Below are 13,520 nucleotides of genomic sequence, written 5' to 3' on the forward strand. Positions count from 1 at the left end.
CCGCTCCTCCCGGTGGCACACGACTGGGCACGCACCTGACGACCGGTGAGCACCGTGGCGAGCGGCCCGGCCGCACCCGGCCCGGCGCCGCCGCGCGCGAGCACGCCGCCCGGGGCCCGGACGCGGCCGGCCACGACCTCGGTCGCGCGGGATTCCCGGCCGCCACCCGGGACGCGCTGCGCTCGGTGCTCGGGCCCGGCTCGCTGAACGGCAACCCGCTGCTCGAACGCCCCCTTTGAACGCGAGCGGGCGTGGGCCCCGTCGGGCCACACCCCACGGGGCCTTCAGCAACCGGCCGCAACGTGCGCACACCTCAACGGAGTTCGTGCTCCGTACGGCGTGCCCGAAAGGTCTCCAGGGCAGAAGCGGGCGCGCACACGGCGGAGTTCGCCCCGCCGGCCGGAACCGAGGTGCCGCACGACCGCATCGGGCCCCCGGTCCCCGTGACGTCGGCGGGCCTGAGCCGTTGGACATCCGGTGCACCGGTCGGTGCACCCCGGCCGACGGCGTCGGACTCCGCAACTCCCGGCGCATCGGGGGGAATGGCGTACCGGCGGCGGGCGTTCGGTCCGGACGTACCGGCGTGCGGGAATGGCCGCCGGACGAACGAAGGGACAGAGATGTCGGCAGCAGTGGTGATCGGGGCGGGGCCCGGAATCGGGGCTTCGGTGGCCGATCGGCTGGCCCGCGAGGGTATGTCCGTGACGGTGGTCGCGCGGAACCGTGAGACCGTCCGGGGGGTCACCGACCGGCTCGAACGGAGCGGTCGAAAGGCGCTGGGGCTGACCGCCGACAGCACGGACGAGGCGGGGCTGCGGGACGCCCTGGACACGGCTGCCGCCGAGAACGGTCCGACCGAACTCCTCGTGTACAACGCGGCGTTGATCCGCCAGGACGCGCCCGGGGAACTCGACGCCCAGGGACAGCTCGACGCCTGGGCGGTGAACGTCGTGGGCGCGCTGACCGCAGCCGCGCACCTGGCTCCCGGCATGGTCGCCCGGGGCAGCGGGACCATCCTCATCACCGGCGGCATGCCCCGCGCCAATCCCACCCGCATCAGCCTGTCGCTCGGCAAGCTCGGGGTACGCAATCTCGTCGAACTGCTGGATGGCGCCTACGGGCCCGCCGGAGTCCACGTCGCGTCGGTGACCGTACCCAACCAGGTCGTCCCCGGCACGGACCACGACCCCGACGACATCGCCGAGCACTACTGGCGGCTGCACCTCCAGCCGCGCGAGCGCTGGCAGCACGAGGTCGTGCACGGCGTACGGCCCGCCGTCTGACGGGAGTCGGCCGCCGGCCGCGTGCGGGCCCGTCCCGCACGCGGCAACCGGAGCGCACGCGGTGGCCGGGGGGCGCACGCGGTGGTCCGGCCCCGTACGCGCCCGGGAGATGTCCCGTCGCCCGTAAGGGATCGGCGCGTCGCGCACCGGCCAGGAGGTGCGGGACGGCCTTGGGGCGTCCGCTCGCGGGAACCGGCGTGCGCGGGCGCGCCCCGGGCCGGGGCGAGTGCCTCTCCGGCCGGGGTCAAGGGCCTCGTTTCGGCCCGACGTACCGCGCGGAGGCCAAAGTGCGTCTTTCCCGGGCCACCCCGGGTGAAGCAGCGTCTTCTGGCGTGACGAGCCATTCGTCCGCGCGCAACATCCCCACGCCCGGGCCCCGGGGAAGGGCCGCTGACGTGCCCACCTGTCCGGCCGTCCGCCCAGCGGACGGACCGGGCGCGGGGCCGTCACATCAGCATGAACTGTTTGTGAATCCGTTCTCCAGGCCAATTGTGACGAACCGTCAGCTGCCTGCTGCGCCCGGCCGAACCGTCCGGTCATGGCGTACTCGCTGCGCCCTTGCCCCGGCCGGGCGGCTTTCCGGTGCGACCGCGCACGGTCACCGAGTGTCATTGTTGCGTGGCGATGATGTCCGAAACGCTTCTGCTCCTCCACCGCGATTTTCTACAGGCTGAAGTGACTGTCGGAGCACGGTGAATCGGGGCTGAATCCATGACTGCCTTAACGCTGCACAATTTTCCCGCGACGGCCACGGCCGGCCGGTCCGGACGGCCGGCGTGCCGCCTCGACGCGGTGGCGGACGCGTCGCAGAAGAACGGCGCCCGGCGCCGACGGCGATTCGCCGTTTCGCGGGGAGGCACCATATGAGTGCGCTCCGTGCGAAACCACCCCGCCGGGTACGGATTCTGCGCACGCTCGAACCCGAAGGAGAGCGGCCCGCGCCCAGTTGGGCCGAGCTGGTCGCCACCACCTGCGGCCCGTTGGAGGTCCGTCCGTCGCGTGCGGACGGGTTCGACGGGACGATCACCTCCGGCCGGTTCGGAGCGGTTCAGCTCGCCTCGGTGAGGGCGGAACCGCACGCGGTCGAGCTGACCGCTTCGCGGGCCGGCGGGGTGGTCTCCGGCGAGCTGTCCCTGACCTGCGTCCTGGACGGCGAGGTGCGGGTCGAGCAGGGAGGCACCAGCGCGGTGGCACGCGGGGGCGGGCTCTTCTCGTACGATCCGGCGCGCCCGTTCACCCTCCGGATGAGGCACCCCGTCCACATGATGTCCGTGAAGTTCGACCACCGGCTGCTCGGTCACTCCTCGGTCGGCGAGCACATGCTGAGGCCGGCGGTCTGGTCCGGACAGGAGGGCTCCGGGGCGCTGCTGGCCGGCCTGCTGCGCACGACAGCCCACCACATGACCGAACTCGACCCGGTTGCTGATCAGTTGGGCAGCAGCGTGGCCAGCCTGGTCAGTGCGGTGTGCGGGGAGCGGCTGGCCGATGCCGACGGAGGTCCCGCAGCGGCACGCAGGGCCCTTCTGCACCGCGTGCAGGCACATGCGAGAGCGCGGCTGGACGACCCGGACCTGACGCCGCAGCAGCTGGCCCGGGCGCACCACGTGTCCATCCGCTACCTCCAGCTGCTCTTCCAGGAGGAGCGGACCAGCCCGGCCCAGTGGATCCGCAACGAACGTCTGGAACGCTGCCGCGAGGAGCTGCGCAACCCCCGCAGCGCCCACCTGACCGTGGCCAACATCGCGCAACGGTGGGGCATGCACGGCGCGTCGCACTTCAGCAGACTCTTCCGGGACCGCTATGGCGTGACGCCGAGGGAGTGGCGCAAGACGGCTTTGCAGCCGACGGGCTGACCGCGCGAACGGGTGGGGTGGCGCCGTGCGCCGAGCGCCTGGGCCATGTGCGCCATCCCGTCAGTTCGCGTGCGTACGCATGCCAGCAACGTCCTTTCCTCCGTACGAGACTGTTCCCGATCGGCAGAGGGATTTCCCCGCCGCAATTGCCGTGCCGGTGTTTCCCCTTATCCGGTGGTCGCCGTGATCGCCGCGACCGCCCGTAATGCTGCCGCTCGATTCGCCATCGATCCGTCTCGCCATGCCCTTCACGCACTGTGACGAACGGAGTTCTCTCCATGTCCACTCCGCCCGGAATCGGGATCATCGGGGGCGGCGCGTCCGCCGTGTGCCTCCTCGACTCGCTGAGCCGTGGCCCCAGAGCACCGGAAGCGGTCACGGTGTTCGACCCGTCGCCGCACCTGTGGCGCGGACGTGCCTACCAGCCCGACAGTTCCGCGCTGCGGGTCAACGCACCGCCCGAGGACATGACGGTCCGGGCGGACGGCCCGGAGCACTTCATCGGCTGGCTGAGCGCCCGTCAGGCCGTCCTCGGCGACACCACCGACCACACCGACCCTCTCTCGGGCATCCCTTTTCCGCCGCGCTCCCTCTACGGGGACTACCTGGAGCAGTCGGCCCGCGGCGCGCTCGGGCGGCTCGCCTCCCGCGGCTGCCGGATCCGCCTGGTGCGCGAGGCCGTGACCGATCTCGTCCCGGACGGCGGGACGTTGACGGCCGTGACCAGCACCGGCGACCGGTACGCCCTGGCCCACGCCGTGCTCTGCGTGGGGACCGGTGTGCCGGCCGATCCGCACGGGCTGGCGGGTGCTCCCGGGTTCGTCGCCGACCCCTACCCGGTGGCACGGCGCCTCGACGGCATCGGCGCCCAGGACCGGGTGGTGGTCGTGGGCAGTGGCCTGACCGCCGTCGACGTGGTCCTGTCGCTGGCGGCGGGCGGACATCAGGGGTCCGTGGTGCTGGCGTCCAGAAGAGGCGTGCTGCCCAGCGTGCGGCAGCAGCCGCTGGAACACGCCCTGCGCCACTTCACGGCCGAGCGGTTCCGTTCGATGGCCGCCCGGGGTGAGACCTGCACCCTCGGCCAGGCCGTCGCGCTGATGGAGGCCGAACTCACCGACGCCGGCTCCTCGATGGCCGCGGTGGACCGGGAGATCAGCGCGGTGGCGGCCGAAAAACCCCTCGACCGGCTCCGTAGACAGCTCGGGTCGGTCCGCGACCGCGACCCCGGACTGCGTATCCTCCAGCGCGCCGTGCCGGACACCGGCCCGGACATCTGGACCCTGCTGCCCGAAGCGGACCGGGTGGCCGTGCTGCGCCGGCACTACCGCACGATCATGAGCCTGTGCTGCCCGATGCCGCCGTCCAGTGCCGAGATTCTGCTGGGGCGGGCGGAGAAGGGGCTGCTGGAGTTCTCCGGCGGACTGGAGCGGATCACCGCCCGGCCCGGCGGGGGGTTCGACGTGTGCGCCACCGGCGGTACGCGGCGTGCGGACGTCGTCGTCAACGCGGTGAACCCCCCGGCGCACCGCGTCCCTCCGGCGGCGGATCCGCTCGTCTCCTCGCTGATCCGGCGCGGCCTGGCCACCGCCCATCCGCGTGGCGGTCTCCACGTGGACCGGGCCACGAGCGGGCTGGTCACCGACGGCGTACCGAGCCGTCGCATCCACGCCCTGGGCGATCTGGCCGCGGGCTCGCTGTTCTTCACGTTCGGGGTGCCCTCCCTGGTCGACCGCGCGGTCGACATAGCGGGCGCCGTCCTCCGGCAGGAGGACCCGGCCGCCGGGCGGCGTACCGGCTCCGTTCCGGCCGTGTGACCGGCGGCCGTACCGTGCCCGCCCGGCGCGGCGCCCGCGCGCCGCCCGCCAGGTCCCGGACACGCCTCGCCGTCATCACTCCCGCATCGGCGCGTCCGCGCATCCGGCATCCGCACATCCCGCATCCCGCATCCCGCATCCCGCATCCCAAGGAGCAGTACGCATGACCGAGAGCGTGACACAGGAACGGGCCGGCTATCTGGCGGACACCCACACCGGGCTGCCGCTGCCGACCGAACCCGTCTTCGCGTCCGTCGACGACGAGCGCAGGCACCGCAAGCAGCGCCTCGCGGCCGCCCTGCGGCTGTTCGGCAAGTACGGCTACGGCGAGGGCATTTCCGGGCACATCTCCGTGCGCGACCCGGAGGATCCGGACCGGTTCTGGGTGAACCCTTTCGGTGTCGCGTTCAGCCGGGTGAAGGTCCGCGACCTGATCCTGGTCGACGGCACCGGCCAGGTGGTCAGCGGGCGGCACCGGGTCAATCCGAGTGCCTTCGTGATCCATTCGGCCATCCACCGCGCCAACCCGGACGCCACCGCCGCGGCTCACGGCCACACTCCGCACTCCCGGGCGCTGGGAGCCCTGGGCCGCCTGCTGGAGCCCCTGGACCAGGAGTCCGCGGCCTTCTACCAGGACCAGGTTCTGTACGAGGAGTACGAGGGGCCCTCGATCGACATCGCCCAGGGCGAGGACATCGCCGCGCGACTGGGCGACAAGCGTGCCATTCTCCTGCGCCACCACGGACTGATCACCGTCGGAGGCTCGCTGGACGAGGCGGTGCACTGGTTCTTCACCTACGAGAGCGCGGCGCAGGTGCAGTTGCTGGCCGCTGCCGCCGGCACGCCGAAGCCGCTGGGCCACAAGCAGGCGCTGGCCGCGCGCGACGGATTCGGTGACCGTCAACTGGGCTGGTTCAGCTTCCAGTTGCTGTGGGACGAGATCACCCACGAGCAGCCCGACCTGCTGGAGGAGTAGCACCTGCGCCCCGCCGGGCGCCGCGATGCCGAGGCCGCCCCCGCGGGGGCGGCCTCCTGGCGTTCCCGGCGTACCGGACTCCTCCGGCACCACCGGGTCCCGGACACGCCGATCCCCCGCCCCCTTCCCCGAACAGCGGCGAAGAGGACGGGGGTTGGCCAGAAGCCTTTCAGCTGACGTGTGTTCCCGCGGGTGACTCCTCGGCCGCGGCCGGAGTGCCGCCGGGAGCGACGGCGGAGGCTTCGCCGGAAGCGGCGACCGGGCCGGCGTCCCGGCGGCGCAGCCGCCCGTAGGCGGCAGCGGCGACGACGGCGAGGGCGGAGAGGGCGGCGATGACGAGGATCACCCAGGTCCCCTGGTGGTATCCGGTGAGTTCGCGGGCGCGGGCCGATCCGGTCCCGTCGTCCCCCATGCGTACGGTCACCACGGCGAGCACCACCGCGGCGCCCACCTGGTAGCCGGTCTGCAGGATTCCCGCGGCCAGGCCCTGTTCGGATTCCGCGACGCCCGCGGTCGCCTGGACGTTGGCTGCGGTGAAGGCGAACGGGAAGCCCACACCGATCAGCACCATGCTGGGCAGCACCACGTACCAGTAGGAGGAGTCGGCGCCGACCCGCAGGAAGAGCGCGAAGGCCACGGCGTAGGCGAGCATTCCACCGAAGATCATCAGGCGGATACCGAGGCGGCCGAGCCATTGGCCGGCGCGCGGCGCGAAGGTGAGGATCATCAGGCCGACCGGCAGGAAGGCGAAGGCCATCTCCAGCGGCGACCAGCCCCGGTAGGACTGGAGGTAGAGGCTGCCGACGAACTGGTAGCTCATGTAGGTGCCGAGAATGGCCGCGGCGATGAGGCTGGCCCCCACGAGGGAGGGGTTCCGCAGCAGACCCAGCCGGAGCAGCGGCTGGGGGGACCGGGTCTCGATGACGGCGAACGCGGCGAGCAGCAGGGCCGCCGCGGCGAATCCGCCCAGCGCGGCACCGGACAGCCAGCCGGTCTCGGGTGCGCGCACGATCGTGTAGACGAGCAGCAGCATGGCGGCGGTGACCGTGACGGCGCCCGCGGCGTCGTAGTGGCGCTTGGATCCGTCGTGCGGGGCGTCCTTGGGGACCAGGATGAGGGCACCGATCAGTGCGGCGAGGGCCACCGGTACGGAGAGGATGAACGTCCACCGCCAGCTGACCTGGGTCAGCGAGCCACCGACCACCACGCCGATGGAGTACCCGACGGCGCCGCAGGCCGTGTAGATGCCCAGGGCCCGGTTGCGCTGCGGGCCTTCCGGGAAGTTGCCGACCACGATGGAGAGGGCCGACGGCGCGGTGAGGGCGGCGCCGACGCCCATCACGAGGCGTCCGATGACGACGACGATGCCGTCGGTCGCGGTGCCGCCCGCGAGGGAGCCGACGATGAGCACGACGAGTCCGACGAGAAAGACCCGCCGCCTGCCGAGGAGGTCCGACATCCGGCCGCCGAGCAGCAGGAACCCGCCGAATCCGAGGACGTAGGCGCTGACCACCCACTGGGCCGCGGAGGTGCTCATGTCGAACTCCGCCTTGATCTGCGGAGTGGCGATACCGACCATGATGTTGTCGAGCGCGTCGAGGGAGAAGGCTCCGCAGACGACGATGAGCATCAGCCAGGCCCGGAGCCCCCAGCGGACGGTCTCCTCCCCCGTCGCCCGTAATGTCCCGTTGGCCGAGGTCTCGTCCGGGATAGCCATGAACAACTCTCCTTGTCATGATGGTCGATCGGGGGTGCCGTGCGCGCCGGTCGGAGCGGGCGCCGCACACGCAAAGGGGGCGCGTCGTTCCGACGGCGCACGGATGCCCCGGGCAGCACACATCCAACTTCTGTACTAACCTCTACATAAAGCTATCGACCGGCTGACCAGCCGTCAAGGAGGTCCTGTGGCACGGCTCGGACGTCCCCGTTCGTTCGATCGCGAAGCGGCTCTGTACACCGCCATGCTGCTGTTCTGGGAGCGTGGCTACGAGACCGCCTCGACCAGCGAGCTCAGCGCCGCCATGGGTATCAACCCACCGAGCCTGTATGCGGCGTTCACCAACAAGGAACAGCTCTTCCGGGAAGCCATCGGCCTGTACGAGCGCACCGAGGCACAGAGCGCGCGCAACGCCATGGAAGCGGCGCCGACCGCCCGTGAGGCGGTGGCCGCGCTGCTGCACCGCAGCGTCGACCAGTTCACCGCCGAGGGCAAACCGCGCGGCTGCATGATCGTCCAGGCCGCCACCCACTGCACCGACGACCACGAGTCCGTCCGCGACTTCGCACTGCGTTGCCGCGCCCGCACCAAGTCCGTCCTCAAGGAACGGCTCGACGCGGCGGTGGCGGCCGGCGAACTCCCGTCCGGCGCCGACACCGACCGGACCGCCGCCTTCTACACCACCTTTCTCAACGGCGTCTCCGTGCAGGCCCGGGACGGCGCGGAGGGCGCCCAGCTGCACGTCCTGGTGGACATGGCGATGGCCACCTGGGACTTCGTCCCGGCGCCGGCGGGGGCGACCGCCGGAAGGTGACCCACGCCCCCCTCGCGAGGTGAACCGGGCGCTCCCACAAGGCGGGTCGACGCGAACGGGGCGACACGTATCGCAGTGTGAGACGGCTGCGGTACGCGGAACAACCTCGCTGCCGCCCCGGTTCGTCCGGACGGCACTCGCGCGCCCGTCCGGGCAGCGCGCTGACCACGACACCCCGTGGAGGCACCGTGGTTCCGTCTCTCCCCCCGCCCTCGCTCCACCTGGCCCTCGAAGCGGACGGCGACGGGGCGCATCCCGCCGCCTGGCGTGCCGCTCCCGGCGCGCCGTCCGCCGTCCTCTCGCCCGCCACCCTGACCGGCGACGTCCGGCTCGCGGAGTCGGCCGGTTTCGCCCTCGTCACCTTCGACGACGGCCCGCTCGCGCCGTACCCGTCGCCGGACGCCGCCGGGCGGATCGAGGCCGGTGTGCGCGCGGCCTTCCTCTCCACCCGGACCGGCGCCGTCGGGCTCGCCCCCACGCTGCACGTCACCACCACTGAGCCGTTCCACCTCGCCACCCAGCTGGCCGGGCTCGACCACCTCTCGCTGGGCCGCGGCGGCTGGGTGGTCGGCGCGACCGACCACCCGCGCGCGCTCGCCACCGTGGGCGCCCCGCCCCGCACGGCCGAGGAGACCCGGCGGGAGACGGCTGAGGTCATCACGGCCGCCCGGCTGCTCTGGGACTCCTGGGAGGACGACGCCGTCATCGCCGACCGCGACTCGGCCCGCTACCTGGACGCCGACCGGGTGCACCGCGTCGGCTTCCGGGGCGAGTTCTTCTCGGTCGTCGGTCCGCTGATCACCCCCCGCCCTCCGCAGGGCCAGCTCGTGGTGGCCGGTGCGGACACCTTGGGGGTCACCGGCCTGCTGGACATCGCGTTCGTCGCCGCGGACGGGCGCGCGGCCCTGGAGGAGCGGGCCGGCCGGGCCCGCCGGGAGGGCGCTCCCCTGGTCTTCGCCGACGTCGACGTGGTCCTGGACACGCCGGAGCGGCCGGCGGACGCGCGGCTGCGCGAGCTGGACGCCTTCACGCCCTGGCCCGGGGACGGGCGGCTGCGCCACACCGGTTCGGCCGAGGGCCTGAGAGACCTCCTGGAGGCGCTGGCGCACACGGTGGACGGTGTACGGCTGCACCCGGCCGTGCTCGCGGTCGACCTGCCCGTACTGGCCACCGGGGTACTGCCGGCCCTGATCGCACGCGGGGCCGTCCGCCCGCCCGTTCCCGGGGCGCGGCTGCGCGACACCCTCGGACTGCCGAAGCCCGCCAACCGGTTCGCCGCCGGGACCACTCCCACTCCGTCGAGGTGACCATGGAAACCGAGTTCCCGCCCTCCGGACTGGGATACGACCCCGCCGCCCAGGTGCACCTGGGGCTGTTCCACACCGGAGTGGGCCCGCAACTGCTGTGGTCGGCACCCGATTCGGCGCCCCATCACCACCGCGACACCTTCCTGAGGGTGGCGCGGACCCTGGAACGCGGCCTGTTCGACGCGTACTTCCTCGGCGAGGGGCTGCGCGTGCGCGAGAAGCGCGGGCGCGTCCTGGAGACCGACGTGGCCGGGCGGCCCGACGCCATCACCCTGCTCTCCGCGCTGGCCGGGGCCACCGACCGGATCGGCCTGGTCGCCACCCAGAACACCACCTACAACCAGCCCGCCGACCTGTCCCGCAGGCTGGCCTCGCTCCACCTGCTCTCCGGGGGCCGGGCCGGCTGGAACATCGTCACCACGGACAACGCCTGGACCGGCGAGAACTTCCGGCACGGCGGCTGGCTCGCGCACGAGGACCGCTACGACCGGGCCGAGCAGTTCGTGCGCGCGGCGAGGGGCCTCTGGTCGGCCTGGCCCGAGGACGCCGTGGCCGACGACGCGAAGGCCCCGTCCTGGGCCCGCCCCAGCGCGATCGGAACGGTCCGGGCCGACACGCCCCTGGTCCGGATGGCGGCGGCGCCGACCCTGCCCACGGGTCCGGACGCGCCGGTGCTCTTCCAGGCCGGTGACTCGCCCGGCGGCCGCGACCTGGCGGCCCGCCACGCCGACGTGGTGTTCACCTCGAACACCACGTACGACAAAGCCCTTGCCTACACCCGCGACCTCACCACGCGGCTGGCCGCGTACGGCCGCGACCGGGAGTCCCTGCGCGTCATGCCGGGAGCGGTGGTCGTGGTCGGGGACACGGCGGCCGAGGCGCGGGAGCGGTACGAGTGGACGCGCGCCGAGGAGTACAACGGCCCCCGTTGCCTGGCCTTCCTGGAGCAGTGGTGGGGCCGGGACCTGTCCGGTTACGACCCCGACGGGCCGCTGCCCGACATCGAGCCCCTGGAGCAGGAGCTCGACCCCTCGCGCGGCACCATCGCCGTGGCCCACCGCACCGGCAAGCTGCAGACCATCGCGCGATGGCGCCGGATGGCCGGGGAACGCGGTCTCAGCATCCGCGGGCTGGTACGGGAAGTGGGCCCCGGGCACGACGTCTTCTGCGGGACTCCCGGCGAGATCGCCGACACCTGGGGCCACTACGTGCGGGAACGGGTGGTGGACGGCTTCAACATCACGCCGCAGGTCGTCCCGGGAACTGTGGACGACCTGGTGGACCGGCTCGTACCCGCCCTCCAGGAACGCGGTCTCTACCGGACCGCCTACGAGGGCACCACCCTGCGGGAGCACCTCGGGCTGGCCCGGCGGGAGGGCTGACGCCACCGGCCCGGGCCCCGAATCGGGGCCCGGGCCGGTGCCGGGCGGTCCTGAGCCCGACGCATGCCGGGTGTCCTCCTGACGGAGACCACCCGGCGGTCCGTCAGCCGGTCTCCTCGCCCTCGGTGATCCGCTTCAGCCAGGAGGCGGTCGCCTCGGGCGACTTGACCGCCTCCCACATCGCCTCCGGGTCGTTGAAGTTGCGGACGAAGGCGTCGGCCACCCGCTGGTCCTCCGTGGCGGTGACGAAGATCTGGCCGAGGTGCTCCGCCGGCGGCCCGATGTTGAGGTTCGACCACCCCACCACCGGTTCGGCGATCCGCCACAGGCGGGCGGCGGCGCGGCGGGCGAAGTCCTCGTCCAGCGGCCCGCCCTCACCGATCAGGTCGGCCAGTTCGAAAGCGCTGCGGGAGCCCAGGTTGGCGCCCTGGCCGGTCAGCGGGTCGTTGACCACCCAGGCATCGCCGAGTGCCAGCGCGACGCGCCCGGAGGGCAGCACGGTCCAGCTCTCCCGGACCACCGGCGTGATGCCCCCCTGGAGGGCGTCCCCGGGCTTGGCCAGGCCGAACTCCCGGGCGTCGACGCGCTGCCGGAGGTCGGGGGCGTACTTCTCGATCAGCCCGAGGAGTTCCGCGGCGAAACCGGCCGGGTCGGCGAGGTGGTCGAACGCGGCGAGCCGCTCCAGCGGTCCGCCGGGCAGGGCCTCGACCACCACGCCGTGCACCGGCCCGTCGGCGGTGAGGATGCGGGTGGAGAAGATCTCGCCGCCCTCGGTGACCTGGAAGTGGATGTGGCCGGGGTCGACGGGGGCGATGCCCCGCAGCAGCCCGGCGGTCAGTACCCGCTGCGGGGTCCGGTACGGCGAGCGGGCCTCGTCGCGGGCGAAGAGCCCGGTGGCGGCCCGGCCCGCGGCCACCACGACCAGGTCGTGGCGGGGCGCTATCCGGTCGATCTCCGCGGGCTCCGGCTTCAGCACCTCCACCCGCCCGCCGCGCTCCAGGTAGTCCGCGGTCAGCCTGGGCAGGTAGAGCCGGAAGTCCACCCCGGACGCCGGCTCGTCGAGCCGGCCGAGGAAGCGGATGTCCGGCTCACCGCCTGCCACGAGGTTGACCCCGTAGGTGCCGTTCTCCCGGCCCTCCCAGTGGGCCACGCCCAGCTCGCGCTCGCGCTGCCGGGTGCGGCCGAAACGTACCGGCAGATGCAGCGGACGGCCCGCCGCCACCTCCTCGGACGTGCGCTCGGCATACAGGGTCGTGGTGACGCCCGCCTGCTGGAGGCGCAGGGCCAGGTGGAGGCCGGAGATGCCCGCTCCGACGATGGCGATGTCTGGCATGGTGCTCCTTCACGATCGGGTTGTACGGGTACGGGGGCGGCCGGGTCCTACGCGAACTGCGGGATGACGTGCTCGGCGAACGCGGCCAGGGAGCGGCGCGCGCGTTCGGCGGGCAGGCCCGGTGCCCGGCCGAAGAAGATGACCCGCTCGACGTCGCCCAGCGGCTTGACGCGCTCGCGGATCTCCTCGGCGACCCGGTCGGGCGGACCGACCAGGAAGAGTTCCCGGGGGAGGTCGTCCGCCGAGGGGATGCCGGGCGCTCCGAACCACTCCTGGAAGGTGTTGAGCAGGTAGTGGTAGTGCTCCTTGATCTCCGCCCAGCCCTCGTCGGCGTCCTCGCAGATGTGCACGCCGGGCGTGACGATCGCGGTGACCGGGAAGAGCGCCGGGTCGTGGCCGTGCGCGGCCAGCGTCTCGCGGTAGATCTCCAGGACCTCCGGCGGAGTGCCGAGGTCCGGCAGGAAGCGCAGTCCGTGGCGGCCGGCCCGGCGCGCCGCGGCCTTGCCGCCGCCGCCGATCCACAGCGGGATGTCCGAACGCCCGGGGACCGGGGTGACGGTGACCTCGTCGAAGGTGAAGTGCTCGCCGCTGTGGGCGAAGGGCTTCCCGGTCCAGGCCTTGCGGAGGATGCCCACCGCCTCCTCGGTGCGGGCGCCCCGGTGCGCGCGCTCGACGCCGAGCGCCGCGAACTCCTGCTCCCGGTAGCCGGGGGCGAGCCCGAGTTCGAGGCGGCCACCGGCGAGCAGGTCGGTGACGGCGGCGTCCTCGGCGAGCCGCAGCGGGTGGACCAGGCTCGCCAGGACCATGGCGGTGCCGAGGCGGACCTGCCGGGTGCGGGCGGCGATGGCGGCCAGCGCGGGGAAGAGGGAGGGCAGGTAGCCGTCCGCCGTCAGGTGGTGCTCGGAGAGCCACACCGATTCAAAGCCCAGCTCCTCGGCGGAGACCGCCAGATCGACGGTCTCCTCGTACACCTGCTCCCAGGGCTGCCGCCAGCGCTCGGGGTTGCGGAAGTCCAGCCAGATTCCGAATTTCACCGGTTCT

10 protein-coding genes are annotated in these 13,520 nt (G+C 72.9%); 7 read left to right on the forward strand and 3 right to left on the reverse strand.

All coding sequences use genetic code 11. The features are described from left to right. Positions 1 to 620 precede the first annotated feature (620 nt). The 4 genes from ACFZAX_RS27790 (at position 621) to ACFZAX_RS27805 (ending at position 5,926) form a co-directional block, all read left to right on the forward strand. Positions 621 to 1,283 carry an SDR family NAD(P)-dependent oxidoreductase gene (locus tag ACFZAX_RS27790; RefSeq protein ID WP_390965015.1) on the forward strand — a complete coding sequence of 221 codons (663 nt, stop codon included), beginning with the start codon at positions 621 to 623 and terminating at the stop codon, positions 1,281 to 1,283. Between the two features lie 863 nt (positions 1,284 to 2,146). Beyond that, complete coding sequence (locus ACFZAX_RS27795; protein ID WP_390965016.1) at positions 2,147 to 3,136, forward strand: helix-turn-helix domain-containing protein; 990 nt, start codon at positions 2,147 to 2,149, stop codon at positions 3,134 to 3,136. A gap of 278 nt (positions 3,137 to 3,414) precedes the next feature. After that, the gene (locus ACFZAX_RS27800) at positions 3,415 to 4,950 is read left to right on the forward strand and encodes an FAD/NAD(P)-binding protein (RefSeq protein ID WP_390965018.1); all 1,536 of its coding nucleotides are present in this window, start codon (positions 3,415 to 3,417) and stop codon (positions 4,948 to 4,950) included. A gap of 163 nt (positions 4,951 to 5,113) precedes the next feature. Then, positions 5,114 to 5,926: a class II aldolase/adducin family protein gene (locus ACFZAX_RS27805; RefSeq protein ID WP_390965019.1), complete on the forward strand. Its 813-nt coding sequence runs from the start codon at positions 5,114 to 5,116 to the stop codon at positions 5,924 to 5,926. 169 nt (positions 5,927 to 6,095) lie between these two features. Here ACFZAX_RS27805 and ACFZAX_RS27810 read toward each other — a convergent pair whose 3' ends face one another. Next, the gene (locus ACFZAX_RS27810) at positions 6,096 to 7,643 is read right to left on the reverse strand and encodes an MFS transporter (protein ID WP_390965020.1); all 1,548 of its coding nucleotides are present in this window, start codon (positions 7,641 to 7,643) and stop codon (positions 6,096 to 6,098) included. Between the two features lie 187 nt (positions 7,644 to 7,830). Here ACFZAX_RS27810 and ACFZAX_RS27815 point away from each other — a divergent pair, with 187 nt between their 5' ends. The 3 genes from ACFZAX_RS27815 (at position 7,831) to ACFZAX_RS27825 (ending at position 11,146) form a co-directional block, all read left to right on the forward strand. Then, positions 7,831 to 8,457, forward strand: coding sequence for a TetR family transcriptional regulator (locus ACFZAX_RS27815; RefSeq protein WP_390965021.1), 627 nt, complete (start codon positions 7,831 to 7,833; stop codon positions 8,455 to 8,457). A gap of 188 nt (positions 8,458 to 8,645) precedes the next feature. Then, complete coding sequence (locus ACFZAX_RS27820; protein WP_390965022.1) at positions 8,646 to 9,764, forward strand: LLM class flavin-dependent oxidoreductase; 1,119 nt, start codon at positions 8,646 to 8,648, stop codon at positions 9,762 to 9,764. Positions 9,765 to 9,766: 2 nt separating this feature from the next. Then, positions 9,767 to 11,146 (forward strand): NtaA/DmoA family FMN-dependent monooxygenase, encoded by a 1,380-nt coding sequence (locus ACFZAX_RS27825; protein WP_390965023.1) that lies wholly within the window; start codon positions 9,767 to 9,769, stop codon positions 11,144 to 11,146. 103 nt (positions 11,147 to 11,249) lie between these two features. Here ACFZAX_RS27825 and ACFZAX_RS27830 read toward each other — a convergent pair whose 3' ends face one another. After that, positions 11,250 to 12,479 carry a styrene monooxygenase/indole monooxygenase family protein gene (locus ACFZAX_RS27830; protein WP_390965024.1) on the reverse strand — a complete coding sequence of 410 codons (1,230 nt, stop codon included), beginning with the start codon at positions 12,477 to 12,479 and terminating at the stop codon, positions 11,250 to 11,252. Between the two features lie 47 nt (positions 12,480 to 12,526). Further along, positions 12,527 to 13,513: an LLM class flavin-dependent oxidoreductase gene (locus ACFZAX_RS27835; RefSeq protein ID WP_390965025.1), complete on the reverse strand. Its 987-nt coding sequence runs from the start codon at positions 13,511 to 13,513 to the stop codon at positions 12,527 to 12,529. Between the last annotated feature and the right edge of the window lie 7 nt (positions 13,514 to 13,520).

Source organism: Streptomyces sp. NPDC008125 (assembly GCF_042957125.1).
Classification (GTDB): Bacteria; Actinomycetota; Actinomycetes; order Streptomycetales; family Streptomycetaceae; genus Streptomyces.